We start from the raw sequence: 17,959 nt of genomic DNA, 5'->3' as shown, positions 1-17,959 counted from the left end.
AACTTCACAAACACAACCTGAACATCGACTAATAAAGTGGGATAAAGAATGATAAACCTTGCAATATCTGTTGTGCCGATTTTGCTTCTTATCTGGATGATGACCAAGAAAGATGCCCTACCTTCACATATCGCGCTTCCCGTTACAGCGCTGATTATTGGCTTACTGCAACTCTTTTACTTTGGCACAGATATCACTCTGATTTCTGCCAATATGATTGCCGGCACCTTGTCTGCAATAACCCCAATTTCAATCATTGCAGGCGCCATCCTACTGAACCGTGTTATTGCCCTTTCTGGCGCCGAAGCGGTTATCCGCCAATGGCTAGAAGGGATCAGCCGTAACCAGACCGCCCAGCTGATGATCATTGGATGGGCATTTGCCTTCATGATTGAAGGTGCTTCCGGTTTTGGTACACCTGCTGCAATTGCAGCACCGATTCTTGTCGGCCTAGGCTTTAATCCATTAAAAGTAGCAATGCTTGCCTTGGTTATGAACTCAGTGCCGGTCTCGTTCGGCGCTGTCGGAACACCAACTTGGTTTGGCTTTAGCAGCCTAGGACTGGATGAAGCAACACTGATGGAAACAGGCCGCCTGTCGGCACTGCTTCATTCAATTGCGGCTTTCATCATTCCGGTAATTGCATTGAAGTTCGTTGTCAGCTGGCAAGCTATTCGACGTAACCTGCTGTTTATTCAACTCAGCATACTATCTTGTACCGTTCCATACCTACTGTTTGCCCAGTGGAACTACGAGTTTCCATCTCTGATTGGCGGTGCAATTGGCCTGACTCTGTCTATTTTACTAGCACGTTATAATATCGGCCTCGAAGCACCAGAATCTACATCTCAAGCCAATAACGTACAGATCCCTTTCAAGACTGTCTTCAAGGCAATGAGCCCAACACTACTGCTAATCCTTATTCTCATCGTCACCCGTATTCAGCAGTTGGGTATCAAGGGAATGCTAACTGACAGCACGCCGTTGTTTAACCTAAGCCTCGGCTTCAGTGATCTCAGTGTCAGCCAGGCATTAATCATTAAATTGAGCAACATTCTTGGCACAGAAACCAGCTGGGCATATAAAACACTATACGTACCGGCCTTAATCCCGTTCCTATTGGTTGTTCTGATTTGTATACCGGTACTTGGTATGCAACGTAATACGGTCAAACAGGCCTTTACCGAAACAGCGAGCCGCATCAAGATGCCATTTATTGCACTTGTCGGTGCCCTGATCATGGTGAAGTTCATGATGATCGGTGGTGATAAATCGCCAATCATGACAACCGGTCAAGCTTTCTCCGGCCTTATGGGGGCTAACTGGCAGTGGGTTGCATCCTACCTCGGTGCGCTAGGTGCGTTCTTCTCGGGATCTGCAACGGTTTCCAACCTGACCTTCGGCGGTATCCAGCAAACAATTGCACAGAGCGTTGCAATACCTGAGACAACCATTCTGGCTCTGCAATCAGTAGGCGCCTCGATGGGTAACATGGTTTGTATCAACAACATCATTGCCGTCTCGACCATTCTGGGGATTGCCAACAAAGAAGGCTACATCATTAAACGGACTGTGGTGCCAATGATTCTATACGGCGTAATTGTCGGCTTGGTAAGCGCGTTTATCTAATACTTTCGACCCTATATTCGAAATACATGTACAGCGTTAACCACCACGCTGTACATAGAAAAATCAACCACACTATAAATACGGTTCAACCGTCACTGGAGCAATATCATGAAGGTAAACTTTTTTGCCACCTGTCTGTGCGACACGGTAAAGGCCGAGGTTGCCAAAAAGTCTGTCGTGCTTTTGGAACAGCTTGGCTGCGAGATCATCTTCCCTGAAAAACAAGGATGCTGTGGCCAACCTTCATTGAATAGTGGCTACATTGAAGACAGCAAGCCAGCAATGAAGAATCTGATCGCTGCCTTTGAAGAAAATGACCACCCCATCGTGACACCAGCGGGGTCATGTGCGGCCTCAATCAAGCGTTATCCGGAATACCTAGCTAGTGAACCAGAATGGGCAGCCCGTGCTCAAAAAGTTGCTGACCGCCTGTTCGAACTAACTCAGTTCATCGTTAATGAGCTGGGCGTTGAAAACGTCGGTGCTCGCCTAAAAGGCCGTGCTGTTTACCACCCGTCGTGCAGCTTGATCCGCAAGCTGGGCGTACGCGAAGAGCCCCTACGCCTGTTAGCTAATGTCGAAGGCCTAGAAATGGTGCCAATCAAAAACCAGGAAACCTGCTGCGGTTTCGGTGGTACTTTCTCAGTCAAGATGTCAGAAATTTCCGGTGAGATGGTCAAAGAAAAAGTCCATCACATCAGTGCCGCCGAACCTGAGTACCTCATTGGTGCCGATATCAGCTGCCTGATGAACATCGGTGGACGTATGACCCGCGAAGGGCGTCCAATCAAAGTACTGCACATTGTTGATGTGCTGATGAGTCGTTAAGAGGGCGTTGTTATGTCGATGAAAACCAGCAATATTAAATTCAAAGATCGTATAGACGTTCAGATGCAAGACGACTTCATGCGTAAATCTGTTGCCAATGCACAGGAACGTATGTTCACCAACCGCGCTATTGCCGCCGACAAACTCGGCAATTGGGAAGAATGGCGCGAGATGGGAATGGATATTCGTAATCACGTTCTGGACAACCTGGACTACTACCTCCAGCAGCTAAGTGACAACGTACAAAAAAACGGCGGACATGTTTTCTTCGCCCGTACCGCAGACGAAGCGACGGACTATGTTGAAAACATCGTTCAAGAGAAAAATGCCAAGAAAGTCGTCAAATCCAAGTCCATGGTGACAGAGGAAATTGGCCTGAACAAAATCATCGAGCGCAATAATTGCGACGTGGTAGAAACCGACCTCGGCGAATATATCCTGCAGGTCGATGACTGCGATCCGCCGTCCCATATCGTAGTACCGGCCCTACACAAAAACCGGATGCAAATTCGTGATGTGTTCAAGGATAAAATTGACTACCAGGGCTCGGATGATCCCGAAGAGATGACCCGCTATGTGCGAAACTACATTCGCAATGACTTCCTGGAAGCTGACATCGGTATCACCGGGTGTAACTTTGCGGTAGCGGAATCCGGCACAGTGGCTCTAGTGACCAACGAGGGCAACGCCCGTCTGGCCACCACCCTGCCGAAGACTCACATCGCCGTGATGGGTATGGAGCGTATTGTTCCGACCTTCGAAGAGCTGGATATCGTTGTCAGCCTACTATGCCGCAGCGCAGTTGGCCTGCCGCTAACCGGTTATGTCACTGCCCTGACCGGCCCTCGCGAGGACGAACACTGCGATGGTCCGGAAGAATTCCACCTAGTGATTATCGATAATGGCCGCTCTGATATTCTCGGCTCGGAGTTCAAAGATATCCTGCGCTGCGTACGCTGTGCCGCTTGTGTCAACACTTGTCCGGCATACCGCCATATCGGCGGCCAGTCTTACGGCTCTATCTACTCCGGTCCTATCGGTGCCGTTCTGTCGCCTCTGCTCGGCGGCTACGATGACTTTAAAGATCTGCCTTATGCCTGTAGCTTGTGCCGTGCCTGTCACGACGTATGCCCGGTAAAAATCCCGCTATCAGATCTGTTACTCAAACACCGCCAGAAAATGGCTGAAAGCAAACAGACACCGTTGCTTGAACGTGCCTCTGTCAGTGCTTTCAACTTCATCAACGCCCGCCCACTGCTATGGGGCAATACCGTAAAAGTCGGTGCAACAATGGCCAGCGGCCTGATCCGAAACGGTAAGCTCCCCGTCAACATCGGTGTCAGTGCGTGGACCGAAACACGTGACTTACCAGAACCAGATGGCGAGTCTTTCCGCAGTTGGTTCAAAAAACGTAATCAGGGGTAAAGGTGAAATTATGGCTAACAATGACTCAGAAAAAACAATGGATCACCAAACCGCACAGCGAATTTATAACCGCGATAGCTTCTTGGACAATATAGCCCAGAAGCTAGGCCGCGAGCGTAAAACGACACCTGTCGAACGCCCGGCCCTGAAATACCGCTGTCATCATGACGTCATGGCAGACAAGAGCCAAGACGAGCTTAAAGCTGAACTCATCAAATATACCGAGACAGCGCTCGGTGCCCGTGCCTTAGAAACCACAAAGGCCGAACTGGCGAAAACACTTAAATCAGCCTGTCTGTATTACTGCAACAACGAGGAGGAAGACGCTGCACGCCAAGACAGCGAAACTATTCTGTCTGCTGATGAAAGATTACTGGCACTGGTTGACCCAACAGAGCTGGCAGATAAACAGCACTCTGTTCATGTTTGGGATCAGTCTGCGGGCTACGAGCCGAACATTACCATTGCGGAACGTGCTCAGGTCGGTGTTGTATTTGCCGAACAGGCACTGGCTGAGTCTGGCACAATGGTGCTCTATAGCAATCCGGCACAGGGCCGCGCAGTTAGCCTGTTGCCAGAGGCATCGGTATTTATCGTACCGCAGAGCACTTTGATTCCACGACTGACTCAAGCAACGGCCGCCCTGCATGAGAAAGCCAAGAACGGAGAGCGGATCCCGTCTTGCGTCAACTTCATTTCGGGTCCGAGCTCAACCGCTGATATTGAACTCATCAAGGTTGTCGGGGTACATGGCCCGGTCTATGCCACTTACATCGTAATCAATGACATGTAGTCTGGTTTCACCGACTTCCCCAGCAAAAGATGCGTACGCAAGGTCGCATCTTTTGTGTTTCTGCCGCCGTCACATATAATGCTGTCAGTTTCGAGGAGTGACTGTTTCCATGCCGCAAATTGATGATCTCGTCTTATTTACCCAGGTGATTGAACACGGTTCATTCAGCAAAGTAGCTGAACTGAATAAAATCACAAAATCAGTTGTCAGCAAACGCATCAGCAAGCTCGAATCCGAGCTTGGTGTCCAGCTCATCTACCGGACAACCCGTAAGCTGACCCTGACCGAACCCGGTGAAGTGTTATACCATAGATCCAAGGATATCCGCCAAATCGCCCATTCGGCCTTTGATGCCGTTACCGGTTTCAGCGAGACATTATCCGGCCATATCCGGATGTCAGTCCCGACGATTTCCGGTGAATTATTATTGGCAGAGGCCGTTTCCGATTTTTGCCAAAAACATCCCGGTATGACCATCGATATGTCGCTGGACAACCACTTTGTCGATCTCTTGTCAGAGAATGTCGACTTGGTGATCCGCACCGGCTACCTCGAAGACTCTAGCCTGATCGCCCGCCATATATTCAATTCGCGCTGGGTCATTTGTGCTTCGCAGAAATATATAGAACAAAACGGCATGCCGATGACGCCCAAGGCACTCCAGCACCATAACTGCCTTGGCTATAACCAACAGAGTACCGGTCCTTTTGACTGGCAGTTCGTGCGCAACGGTGAGTTATATACCCTGAAAGTCACAGGTAACTTTTCTTCCGACAATGCCGCAGCATTGCGTAAATCATCCCTTGCTGGCAACGGCCTGTCCTATCTGCCTACTTGCCTGATCTATGACGACCTGCAAAACGGTGATTTGGTCGAAATACTGCCAGAGCATACCGGGAAAGTTGTCGGGATCTATGCGGTCTACCCTTATACCCGCAAGCCTGCCAAACGCATTCAGGCGCTAATCGAACATATCCGCGAGCGTTACCTGGAAATCAAGGACCGCTTTTAAACAAGACTCCAAACAAAATGACGAGCCCTTTTGAGGCTCGCCATTGTTAGATAAAACCCGTTTATGCTGCCGTGTGTGAAAGGTTCTTCTTGTTTTCCTCATCGACGATTTCTGTCAGGATCTGAGTGAAAATCTCTCGCAGTTGACTCCAGTACTGGCTGAAGCGAACCTCATCACGCAGGAACGTCGTCATTATCGCGGAGCGCAGAATGTAAACCGATCCCTCCGCTTTCCACTCCTGCTCCTTAAATCCACGCTGACAGACATAATTGCTCGGGGTATCGCCATATTCATCAACGCTCAACGACGTTGATGATGTCAGGAAGTCTTTGCTGTAGGCTCGCCCTGAGGCATAGGAGCACAGTTCATAGATCCGCTGGTTCAGACTATTATGATCAGCCAGGCTGTCATTGCCCAATTCCTTGAAGGTAAAGTTAACCATATGGAAATCCGGGTGCATCAACGGCCGTACTTCGAAACTACGACCATGAACAACAAACGGCTCGGCATTGGCAAGCTTGCTGGCAAACCAGTCTGCCGTCACGATACCGCGGCCAATCACATGACCATAGCCGCTGATATTCAATGGCACCAGTCGGTGCGCTGCCCATACGGCCGCAGCCGTTGAACCGGCTTTGGACCCTTCCATAATCGATGAACCCAACATAACTGGCTTATCAAGTTCATCCTGCTCACCAGACTCTTCAAACACATAAGCAGCATGATAGGAAATAAGGTCAACAATACGACTATCTTTCATCGTGATTGCGCCAGCCGAGTATTGGATATATCCCACCTTATGCGGATCGACGGTGATAGAGTCCACCTCCGACATTGCCTTAAACGCGTCATAGACGTCACGCTTGGGCCAGACAACCCCTTCTGGAATGATCTCGTTAGCACGGTAACTGTCAACCAAGGCATCGTAATCCATAAATTGATTGTCTTCATCGAGGAACATAGAACGGACATAACCACCATAAGCGGCATCAACATGGATATAGAAAGAAGAGCCATATTTCTCCTCGCATTCCTGGCGCAGTTTCACGACTTCATGGACGGCATCAACAGAACCTTCTTCCGTTGTCCCGACCACCGATACCATACCTAAAATAGGAATACCTTCTTCCATCAGTCGGAAAGTCGTTTCACGCATAGCCTCCACATCAGTACGGTAGTTGTTGTCAACATCAAGCTGGACAATATGCTCCTGACCCAAACCCAGCACATCCATTGCCTTCATCCACGAGTAGTGCTTCGAGCGTGGTACCAGGAGTTTACCCAGCTTGCCCGGATCAACACCAGCTCCTCGCACCGACAGCTCGCGAACGTCTTCAAAAACACCGCGTTTTTTAAGCTCATCGGCCAAGTCTAAAATATCTGAGCTCTTCATATTCAGTAACTGATGCTCTGTCAGGCCAGCAACCAAATCTTTCGCACCATCGTGCTGTGCTATCGCTAGCGGCATCGATTTCAGGTTACGGGCGACCCAAACCCCTTCGTAGTTAGCAACCGTGCCGCCCGAGGTAATGTGTCCCCAGGACTTGTTCACGTCAAAGCCGAACATCTGGCACAGGTCGCGCCCGACTTCAAGCTCCAAATCCGTCGTCACAGGTGAAGCTTCTACTGCACAGTTATTCTGGTTGTACATCATCGTCATAACGTAGGCCAGGTGCGATACCATGAGGGTATCTGCGTTCATGTGGCCAAGGTAGCGAGGTGAAAACCAAGGGACCGATTTGGTCTTAAGACGAGAAGACAAATCACGAAGGATACCTTCTGTACGATAAAGCGTGTCGCGAAAGTCAGGTTGATGCTGGGTGTGCGGCGTAACAAGTGCCGAATCTTCCGGGTGGAAACCAGAGCGCCAATGCATATGCTCGGTAATAGCATATTCCATCATCTCTTTATAAAAAACCCGGTTTTCAGATTTTGGGCCCAAGAAAAGGGCATCAACATTCACTTCTTTGTTCATAATAAAACCCATACTGTGATCGTTTGAAAAACCAACGAAATGGCTAATAAACCATTACTTGAAGCCCCTCAATTTCACACTTCAATCCAATTTCAAGCAGAGAGAAATCCCTCTGCATATTCACAAGGTCTGATCGGTTTTGAATAAATTATGTCATCGAAAATCAGCAAAAATGCATAACTACGATCATGGCCTAACGTCTTTTCGGCACAAGACGTTATAAAATCGATAATTTCATGAGTATCGATTAAAAATCGATTTTATCTCAATAATCGATATTTATATATGCAACATGAATTATATCGGTTGTTTTGGCATCTAAGAATGACCAAGTTGTGTACTTGATCACTAAATGCAACTGTAGGCTTACAGATAAAATCCAGCTTAAGAAAAATATAACTCAGACTGTGATGATATTGCTGCTGCGCTTATTGACATCGACACTGAGCAATATAATAGTTATCTAATTGAATATATGGTGAAATATTCAGCCTATTCTCTCACTGCCTTCATGTGGTGGTAGCAGAAACGGATAATATCAACCCGACAGCAGAAGCGGTGTAACAAAGGTACAACGGATGAATGATATAGGCAGAGATAGATTCGCAACGTTAAGCGATCGGGTAATGCATCAAATCCGCCATGACATTTTATGTGGTGAATTTAAAGCCGGACAAAAACTGATACTCAGTGAACTTAAAGAAAAATATCAGGTTGGCGGATCGCCGCTCAGAGAAGCAATGGTGCAGCTGAGCTGGCAGAAATATGTCGTTATGCAGCCGCAGAAAGGGTTTTGGGTCGCAGATGTCTCTCTTACTGAACTGCGAGAAATATTGAAAATTCGCCAGGCGGTCAGTGGTGTCGCCCTAAAAAATGCCATAGAACATGGCGGTGAAGAGTGGGAATTATCGATTATTACCGCCTACCATAAGCTAAGCCGTCTAAACCCGGCTTCACCAGCTTTTGACTATGATGAATGGGAACTCCGGCACAAAGAGTTCCACCTTGCACTCATTAGCTTACCCGGCACCGAGTTCACCTCAGATCTCATGTACTACATTTATGATCAGCAAGAACGCTACCGTCAGTTTTTGCTCAATGAATCCTTTACCTCCGAACAGCAATACCACGACGAGGGGGAGCATCAAGCCATCATGCAGGCCGTACTTGCCCGAGATGTTGATTTAGCCCATCAGCTACTCATCCAGCATACAGAGCGTCTATACCATATCCTGGAAAAACTGCTTGAGTATAAAATCTAATAATACCGAATTATTGACAGGCTATCCTTTAGGAACAAATCCCTTGCACCTAAAGTTGATAGCCAATTTGTTATATGACGGAGCAGCTACGGCTGAATATGTAGAATTTGTCTTCAAACTCACAGCATTAAGGTCAGTAAGCAAATAAAGATAAATTAACAGCAACCGGTATTTGACTGATCCTGAATTCGTATAGCTACTCACACTATTTAGCAACCTTTATCGGCGGCTAGATAGTGTGAGTATCACGCCTAACCTTCAATCAGCTTCATTAGCAGATGGCCGTCATACATGGCCTGTTTCACCAATGCGGCTCCCGGCATGGTTGCTTGGGTATAGAAACAGCTTTGTTCTATCACCAAATCCTTGTTGTAGACAGGCAACGACTGAGTACGGATGCACTCCATAATAGCAGGATAAAGGACGCTTTTAGCTCGGTTAAACTCACCGCCAATCAATATCTTATCGGGATTAAACAAGTTCACCATAATGGCGATGGCCTGCCCCAAATTATGGCCCAGCTCAACGATCACCAGCCTTGCCAACGTATCGCCATCAACAGCAGCGTCACAAATTTTCTCAATTGTCAGTACCTTGCCATGAAGAGAGGATGGATGCCCTTCACGTAGACCTTGTTCAACCTGCTCAATGATCGCATTTAAGCTTGCAACCGTTTCCAGGCAACCATGGTTGCCACAAAAACAACGTTTTCCATAAGGCTTAATCTGGATATGGCCTAGCTCACCGATATTACCAACACGGCCTTGAAGTACCACATTGTCCAATACGATACCGGCACCAACACCTTGGTGAATTGAAATCAAAATGGAATTGGCCACTTCCCTCGAGTTTCCGAACAACTTTTCGGCCAGCGCCCACGAGCGAGTATCATTACCGATGAAAACAGGTAACCCGGTTGCCTCATGGATAGCAGGACCAAGTTCGAGGTTGTGCACGTCATAGTGAGGCATTTGCAAAACCGTCCCCTTCTCGGCATTTATCAACCCCGGCAGCGATACGGCAATTGCGGTGATACGGTCTAACTCACCAACATGATTGGCAAAGAAGGTGTTAATTTCATCTAGGAGCGTCTTAAGTACGGCATCTTGGTGTAAGGCTGCGATTTCCTGCCGTTCTTCCACCAATATATCGCCCCCAAGCTCATGCAAAGCAATCGTAAGATATCCGCGTCCCAGGCGGATCGACAAAAACTGCCATCCTTCGTTGGCAGGAAGCAACCCTATTGCCGGGCGGCCTCTACTGGTCGACTCCTGGTATTGCGTTTCCTTGACTAGATGAGCTTCAATCAACTCTCGAGTGATCTTGGTAATACTGGCGGGCGCAAGCAGGCTGCGCTTAGACAATTCAATTCGTGAAATAGGACCGTACTGATCAATAAGCTTGTAGACGCTGCCGGCATTATTTCTTTTAATATGGTCAATGTGACCAGGCTGAGCGACATACATGCCAATACTCCCGACATTAAAAGTGAAAATAAACGTTAATGGATTAATTTTTTTACTTTGCGAACTAATTGTGAAGTCGATTCTTTCGAGGACGTGACATCCATCACGACTAATACCTAATTGTACCTGTTTTTTGTGCTATCAAATCAGTATTAGGTATCTTTTTAGGGTAGTTTTTTTACAAATAAAATTTAAGTTATTCCCATCAGAAATTCTCTGATACCACATTTACATATTGATGCCAACGATCGTCGAACAGTACCGAAACTCGGTTATTCCACCACTATTGGCTAAAGACATCAGCAATGAGTTTTGACATAATGCTCTGCTGCTATTTTGCAGATTGATTTATTGCAACAAGAAATGTTCAACTCGCCACGAGGTTAGCGGTGTACAAAATTAACGAAGTCTTTGAAACCATTCAAGGTGAAGGTGTATTTACCGGCGTCCCAGCCATCTTTGTTCGCTTGCAGGTATGCCCTGTCGGCTGCGCTTGGTGTGATACCAAACAAACCTGGACCGCCGAGCCACAAGATTTTTCTTCACTGGAAGACATCATGGCAAAAACAGCCGACTCACCGCTTTGGACTAATCTTGATGCTGACGGCGTTGTTCGCCTATTAACAGATCAGGGCTACACCGCTAGACACGTAGTGATTACCGGTGGCGAACCTTGTATATACGATTTGGTTCCCCTCACTCAATCTTTGGAAAAGGCTGGCTTTCGCTGCCAAATTGAAACCAGCGGCACATCAGAAGTCAAGGCAACTACGGATACCTGGGTCACTGTCTCGCCTAAAATCAACATGAAAGCAAAACTGGACGTACTGCCATCGGCTCTGCAACGAGCCGATGAAATCAAACATCCAGTCGGGACGTCCAAAGATATTGAGCAGCTTGATAGCCTAATAGACGGTATCGCACTAAAACCCAATGTCAGTATTGCTTTGCAGCCGATCAGCCAGAAGCCGAGAGCAACAGAGCTCTGTATCGATACCTGCGTAAAGCGTAACTGGCGGCTGTCGATTCAGACTCACAAGTATCTCGCGATTGCCTAAACCCGACATCAGCCGCTGACTTCATCGCGGCTGACTTCACCCTGGTGTTATAATCTCGCTTGCGACTTTATTCTTACATTTTAGATCCCTGCCCAATCTACAAGACAGTGCCGCTCCTTTAACACGCCCCAATTTACCCAAATCTATACTGAGCGCAAAACATAATAAATGTTTGGGGATTTTGTTATGCGCGCTTATCTAGGATATTACCTTGCCGCCGTCTGCTGCCTACTTCTTTCGGCATGCGGCGGCGGAGGAAAAGACGAACCCGTAGCGGCAGGTGAAGCCGCACCGGTCTCGACCAAGTTTACGATTACTGTCGATACACCCACTGATTTATTTACGGCCCAAACGGCTGACTTCAGCTTGATCAGCACCGCTTACGCCGAAGCACAGACTAGCCTTACCGAAGGGAGTTTCGCTGCCGTCTGGCTAGACAGCACGGGAAAAATTCTCGAGAGAATTGACATCACAAGCTGGCAAACCCTCGGCAACGGCACCTACGTCATTGAAGCCGGCACCCGCATCCGTATCAATGCGGTATTGTTAGTCGACCAATCTCCTGTCCCTGATATTACTGTGACCATTGGAGACACTATCCCACCTCACCTCTATATGGTGCCATTAACGGAAGAGAGAATTGCCGTCAGCCTCAAATCAAGTCTGGCCTATTACGCCTTGGTTCAACGCGTGTTGCTTGACGAAAGCTGGGGAATTTTCGAGGAGATTTTTTTCAGTCCGGCACGAAGTAAAGTGTTTCTATTCCAGCAAGAGCTCAATGCTATTGCCGATGATCTCGAAGCCACCCTACTGCCAAAAGTCGGCTTACAGAACATGAGACTCAGTAATTTGCTCTCGCTTTCCATCGTCCAGAATATGACAAAAGGCAGAATGGAACGTTTTGTAACAGAACAGACATCCGCCGAAGCCAATATTCAAGCTATTTTAAATGACGGCTATTGGAAGATAGGCAGCTTTAGCTCCAATAGCGGTAGCGGTATTCTCACCGACCAAATGGTTTACAGCGGGCAAGGTTCCGAAACAGGGGAAACCACGATTAGTGAATACCGCTGGGATAAAAATGGCGTCGAAGATATCTCACTGACAGAGGTTTTTACCTATCTCAGCGGAACGACCAGCTTTGGCTCAGACGATATAACCCATCAAGTACTTACCTCAAATGGCTGGGTTGGCTTGTTTGACTACCTTAAAGTCGAAGTGGCTACTGCAAAGACAGTATTGCTGACCGATGCGGCACTGGACAAGGATGACGAAACAGGCGTCACAATGGATGCCAAGGTATATCCACTCGTCGATAAAAAAATTCACGACTTCCTGTCAGGGAAAGATAATCACTACGTAACCCGCTACATTCCGGATGATGCGACATTCCAGGCCGGAGCATTTGGATTTTATTTCACCTGGCGCCCCGAAAATGAGCGTTACCTCCTGTGTGATAACCGAAATAATACGGCTTGCCGGATCTCACCCGTCTCTTTGCCTGATACGGGCTATACCGAGATAGCCAGTGTCCTTACGGACCCAAGTGACGCAGCAAATACAATTGATGAGGTCAATGGCTTCAAGCTGTCCGACAACGTTATTGTCGAGTTGATCTCCGATAACTTCTTTACCGCAAGATACTGGGTCAACATTGCCGCTGATAACTGGAATGTACAAGACATTGGTACCTGGGCGCCTATTAATGTGGCTGGCAAAGCAATGTTCCGGTTTGAAGTCCCGGCGGTCATTAAGCAACTATCAGACAACTATCCGTTTGATCAGCGCAGCCTGTTCCTTGTCGAGGACCGCGGGTTTGTCCATATCGGCGAGAGTTTGCTAGACAATGAAACCTTCCATTTCTCCGGTTTCGATAACGTTGCCAAACAGCAGATTTTTGAGGCTGCAAGCCGCGACAACCTGCCTCCGTTTGGTGTGTGTAACTTTGGCAATGGCTTCGGTGCCAATATGAGCCAATACCTAAATGCTGTGACTGAATGCGGCGGTGACGAACGTTTCACTTCCCAGGCGGCCAGTGCACTTGCCGATCAGCACTTGGTTCAAATTTCCGAACAGGGAGATATCTCCACGATTATTCTGCGCAGCGACAACAGCTGGGAGCAGTACAAGAACACTCTCCTAGAAGCAGCTAACCGTCAGTGGACACTGACAGACGAAGGATACTTGCAGCTAACGCCGAATACATCCAGCCCTGATATTTTCGATTATTGGTCGTTAACGAGCTTAGATCGTGCCAGAGGAATATTGGCAATCAAGGTCTATTCTGCACTTACCGATAGCAGCGATCAGATTTCTACCTTGATGACCAAAGAGTACGCCCCTGATCAGCTTGCAGCATGTACGAGTCAAGACTCAGGCTGGGATCAAGCAACCACCAGCCCAATTACCAAGAAAACGCTGGCTCAATACCAAGAGCAATCTCAACTGTGTAAAGTCATCTGGGAACAGCGTAACCCTCGCTTCACCGAGACACTACTCATTGGGCAGACAGGCAATACCAGTGACGACAAAGCCCTTCAGTTTGCCGGTGACAATTCACGCTACCTTAAACTCAGCGACAACTTTGAAGGCGATTTTTTTACTGGAAATTACATTGACGAAGATGGCTGTAAATTCAATATTCCCGTGAGATGGAAACTTGAAGGTGATGGCACGCTATATTACGAAGCTGTTGACGGTTCGTTAAATGAGCGAATAACGATGACAGATACAGATGGCTTCCGCTTTGCCATCAAGGCATTTAATCACCAAACTCGCTGGCAGACAGATGAAACCTTGCAATTTGCGGCAGATGACGGAGAGGTGTGGAGCGATATTGTCTCGCTGGTAAGCGCATCAAGCGTGCCAAATGTAATCCACCAAGAGTTACTGGATAATCCTGAAACCCCCGCCGAAGGCCCGATTGCAGGCACCATTCTGAATGACGGCCTTGAGTGTGCCCCTCCGGCTCCACCACCGGAGCCTGCACCATAACCCCCCGGTCGCAGGGTAAACATCTAATGACACAAGCAGAAAAAAGCTCGTATTATCGAGCTTTTTTTCTGAAGCAAATAAAACCACTACTTTTCAAAATCTGTTTTTATGTGACCAAGCAGCCATGCTCAACTTCACAATAACCAGAGCAGAACTATTTTTTAACAACCTCAGCTATTACACTATACCCATATAAAAATATAAGAATAACAGACTGAACTGTTATCTAAGCCAACCGAAGTCGTTCTTCACCCCGTCAAAATCAGAGCAATTGATCTCATCATTGCTTTGCTGTTGTCGTGGCAAAAAGAAAGCATAGGGATGGTATCTATTCTGTTAGCGATGAAACGCCCTACAAAAGAGATCATGGAAGATGCGCTTAACAATTGCTCACAAACTCCTCTTAACACTTTTTATAGTGTTTACCGTTGTGTTAATCACATCATTGGCCTATGAATCGCGTCAGCAAAAGGTGCTGCTTGAGTCTGTTATTAGCGAGCAGACCTTAGACAAGGCAGGCAACTATTTCGACAGCCTAAACATGATGATGCTCACTGGCACCATGGCCCAGCGAGAAACCCTGCGCGACAAGGTACTCTCCCACAGCGGGATTGAGAACGTCCGCGTTATTCGTAGCCCAGCAGTAACCAATACATTCGGTCCGGGACTGAACGATCAGGCACCGATCGATGAATTTGACCAGCGAGCACTTCAAGGCGAACTAATTACCGAAACCATCACCACCACCAACAACAGCCAGACACTGTTGGTCGCCCTGCCCATGAAGGCCAGCGCCAACTATCGAGGCACAAACTGCCTTCAGTGCCATATCGTACCTGAGGGGGAAGTACTTGGTGTGGTTAGGCTAGAATATAACCTCAACCCGCTCTACCAGCGCGTCAATGAACAACTGCTGGTTGCCGGTGGTATCATGGCTGTTATTGCCGCTACCGGTTTTCTGTTCTCGCTTACCATGATTCGTAGAATGATCGTTCGACCACTGCGCCGTGTATCGGACTATATGAAGCAAGCGAGTATTAACAAAGATCTAAGTGGTCGTCTAAATGAAAGCCGAACGGATGAAATCGGTGAGCTTTGCCATAGCTATGATCAGATGCTGGATAATTTCTCGTCCAGCCTGCAGCAGGTGCAAAATACGTCTGAATCACTGACCCAACAGGCAAACCACCTAATAAGTGTATCGGCAGATACAACCAATGCCGCCGACAGCCAGCGCAATGAAACCTCTGAAATGTTTATTGCAATCGATGATATGCAGCATCAGCAACATGACATCGAACAGCGAACAACGGAAGCCGCGACTTTAAGCCAGAACGCCTCTCAGTCCGCAATTCTCGGTACCCAGCTTGCCAATGATGCCGGCAACGACATCAAAATCCTTGTCACCGATATAGAGAATGTCAAACACCGTATAGATAATCTCAATGAACAAAGCCAACAAGTTGCCAGTATTTTGGATGTGATCCGGGCGATTGCAGAGCAAACTAACCTTCTGGCTTTGAATGCGGCTATTGAAGCAGCCAGAGCAGGAGAGCAAGGTCGAGGCTTTGCCGTCGTTGCCGAGGAAGTACGTAATCTGGCCAACCGCACCCATCAGGCAACCGGCGATATCCAATCGATTATCGAGGCGCTGCACAATGACTGTGAAGCATCAGCCTGTGCGGTTGAAACAACCTGCCAGACGGCTTACAGTAAAATGGCAACCATCGAGCAGCTTTCTCTGGCATTATCAGAAATAGGCGGTGGAATTCAGGTGGTTAACAACCACGCGAATGATATTCAGCAACAAAGCTCGACTCAGGCCCATGTAGCCGATTCTATTAGAACAAAAGTCGAAACCATCACCAGTCATGCAGACGATACCTCCGCCCATGCACTACAATCTCGTGAGATTAGTGTAAATCTTGAGCAGTTAGCCGAACAACTAGAGCAATTACTTCATCAATTTACCCTTTCAAGTGATAACAAAGCTTGATGCTTGACGTAAGACAGGTAATATTGCTCTTTCGGACTGTATCTTTAAGCACATATTTATAAAGTGCCTTAACGGAGAATAATTTAAACATGACTTACGCGCCTGTAACAGACGTATTAAGCGGTAAGCTGGCAGTAGACACTGAAGTCACTGTCCGCGGTTGGATCCGCTCACGTCGTGATTCCAAAGCTGGGATCTCTTTTCTTGCCATTTATGACGGCTCTTGTTTCGACCCGATTCAGGCCGTGGTCCCAAATGAGTTAAATAATTACCAGGAAGAAGTTCTAAAACTGACGACTGGTTGCTCTGTTGAGGTCACAGGCAAGGTTGTTGAATCACCAGCAAAAGGTCAAGATTTCGAGCTAGCGGCAACAAACGTTAAAGTTGTTGGTTGGGTTGAAGACGCTGACACATATCCAATGGCAAAGACTCGCCATTCTATCGAGTATCTTCGTGAAGTTGCTCACCTGCGCCCGCGTACTAACGTGATCGGTGCGGTAGCACGTGTTCGTAACTGTCTGTCTCAGGCAATTCACCGCTTCTACCACGAACAAGGCTACTTCTGGATGTCAGCGCCACTGATCACAGCTTCGGACTGTGAAGGTGCCGGTGAGATGTTCCGCGTGTCAACTCTTGATTTGGTGAACACACCAATGACTGATGCTGGTGAAGTTGACTTTGATAAAGACTTCTTTGGTAAAGAAACGTTCCTAACAGTATCTGGTCAGTTGAATGCTGAAACGTATGCTTGTGCTCTGAGCAAAGTGTACACATTCGGCCCGACATTCCGTGCTGAAAACTCAAACACCAGCCGCCACCTTGCGGAGTTCTGGATGGTTGAGCCGGAAGTTGCTTTCGCAGAGCTTGACGATGTAGCAAAACTGGCCGAAGACATGTTGAAGTACGTGTTCAAAGCGGTTCTTGAAGAGCGTCGTGACGATCTTGAGTTCTTTGCACAGCGTATCAACAAAGAAGCAATTACTCGTCTAGAGCAGTTTGTTGATTCTGACTTCGCACAAGTTGACTACACAGACGCAATCCAGATCCTGAAAGATTCTGGTCGCGACTTTGAATTCGATGTTGAGTGGGGCATCGACATGTCTTCTGAGCACGAACGCTACCTTGCTGAAGAACACTTCAAGGCACCAGTTGTTGTTAAGAACTACCCGAAAGACATCAAAGCGTTCTACATGCGTATGAACGATGATGGCAAGACTGTTGCTGCAATGGACGTTCTTGCACCGGGCATCGGTGAAATCATTGGTGGTTCCCAGCGTGAAGAGCGTCTAGAGCTTCTGGACAAGCGTATTGACGAAATGGGCATCGACCCTACTCACCTAGACTGGTACCGCGATCTACGTCGCTACGGTACAGTTCCACATTCAGGTTTCGGTCTAGGCTTCGAGCGTCTGGTAACTTACGTAACTGGTATGGCAAACATCCGTGACGTAATTCCGTTCCCTCGTGCTCCACGTTCTGCTAACTTCTAATTAGAAGTTATCCTGAATAGAAAAGGCTGCC

The 17,959-nt window shown here is 47.7% G+C and carries 12 protein-coding genes; 10 read left to right on the top strand and 2 right to left on the bottom strand.

All coding sequences use genetic code 11. The features are described 5' to 3' along the window. Positions 1-48 precede the first annotated feature (48 nt). The 5 genes from EDI28_RS12905 (at position 49) to EDI28_RS12885 (ending at position 5,687) form a co-directional block, all read left to right on the top strand. A complete protein-coding gene (locus EDI28_RS12905) occupies positions 49-1,629 on the top strand; it encodes an L-lactate permease (RefSeq protein WP_128784287.1) in 1,581 nt (526 codons plus the stop codon). 108 nt (positions 1,630-1,737) lie between these two features. Continuing rightward, positions 1,738-2,457 (top strand): (Fe-S)-binding protein, encoded by a 720-nt coding sequence (locus EDI28_RS12900; protein WP_128784286.1) that lies wholly within the window; start codon positions 1,738-1,740, stop codon positions 2,455-2,457. Between the two features lie 12 nt (positions 2,458-2,469). After that, the gene (locus EDI28_RS12895; protein ID WP_128784285.1) at positions 2,470-3,882 is read left to right on the top strand and encodes a LutB/LldF family L-lactate oxidation iron-sulfur protein; all 1,413 of its coding nucleotides are present in this window, start codon (positions 2,470-2,472) and stop codon (positions 3,880-3,882) included. A 10-nt stretch (positions 3,883-3,892) separates the two neighbouring features. Then, on the top strand, positions 3,893-4,675 hold the full coding sequence (locus tag EDI28_RS12890) for a LutC/YkgG family protein (RefSeq protein ID WP_199287423.1): 783 nt from the start codon (positions 3,893-3,895) through the stop codon (positions 4,673-4,675). Positions 4,676-4,784: 109 nt separating this feature from the next. Beyond that, the gene (locus EDI28_RS12885) at positions 4,785-5,687 is read left to right on the top strand and encodes a LysR family transcriptional regulator (RefSeq protein WP_128784284.1); all 903 of its coding nucleotides are present in this window, start codon (positions 4,785-4,787) and stop codon (positions 5,685-5,687) included. Positions 5,688-5,748: 61 nt separating this feature from the next. Here EDI28_RS12885 and EDI28_RS12880 read toward each other — a convergent pair whose 3' ends face one another. Then, positions 5,749-7,662, bottom strand: a complete 1,914-nt coding sequence (locus EDI28_RS12880; protein WP_128784283.1) for a pyridoxal phosphate-dependent decarboxylase family protein — start codon at positions 7,660-7,662, stop codon at positions 5,749-5,751. Positions 7,663-8,240: 578 nt separating this feature from the next. On the opposite strand from EDI28_RS12880, the gene EDI28_RS12875 reads away from it, so the two are divergent. Continuing rightward, positions 8,241-8,924, top strand: a complete 684-nt coding sequence (locus tag EDI28_RS12875) for a GntR family transcriptional regulator (protein ID WP_128784282.1) — start codon at positions 8,241-8,243, stop codon at positions 8,922-8,924. Between the two features lie 251 nt (positions 8,925-9,175). Here EDI28_RS12875 and mlc read toward each other — a convergent pair whose 3' ends face one another. After that, positions 9,176-10,390, bottom strand: a complete 1,215-nt coding sequence (gene mlc / locus EDI28_RS12870) for a sugar metabolism global transcriptional regulator Mlc (protein WP_128784281.1) — start codon at positions 10,388-10,390, stop codon at positions 9,176-9,178. A 389-nt stretch (positions 10,391-10,779) separates the two neighbouring features. Between mlc and queE the strand changes: the two genes are divergently transcribed. The 4 genes from queE to asnS all read left to right on the top strand — a co-directional run bounded on the left by queE (position 10,780) and on the right by asnS (position 17,928). Beyond that, positions 10,780-11,448 (top strand): 7-carboxy-7-deazaguanine synthase QueE, encoded by a 669-nt coding sequence (queE, locus tag EDI28_RS12865; RefSeq protein ID WP_128784280.1) that lies wholly within the window; start codon positions 10,780-10,782, stop codon positions 11,446-11,448. A gap of 186 nt (positions 11,449-11,634) precedes the next feature. After that, positions 11,635-14,442: a hydrogenase expression protein HypA gene (locus tag EDI28_RS12860; protein ID WP_128784279.1), complete on the top strand. Its 2,808-nt coding sequence runs from the start codon at positions 11,635-11,637 to the stop codon at positions 14,440-14,442. A 373-nt stretch (positions 14,443-14,815) separates the two neighbouring features. After that, on the top strand, positions 14,816-16,438 hold the full coding sequence (locus EDI28_RS12855) for a methyl-accepting chemotaxis protein (protein WP_128784278.1): 1,623 nt from the start codon (positions 14,816-14,818) through the stop codon (positions 16,436-16,438). Between the two features lie 89 nt (positions 16,439-16,527). Beyond that, entirely contained in the window at positions 16,528-17,928 is a 1,401-nt protein-coding gene (gene asnS, locus EDI28_RS12850) for an asparagine--tRNA ligase (RefSeq protein WP_128784277.1), read from the top strand. The last annotated feature ends 31 nt before the right edge of the window (positions 17,929-17,959 follow it).

The sequence above is a fragment of the Photobacterium chitinilyticum genome (genome assembly GCF_004104355.1).
GTDB classification, from domain to species: domain Bacteria; phylum Pseudomonadota; class Gammaproteobacteria; order Enterobacterales; family Vibrionaceae; genus Photobacterium; species Photobacterium chitinilyticum.
The sequence above is the reverse complement of the archived record's forward strand: the minus strand, read 5'-3'. Positions and strand labels throughout refer to the sequence as shown.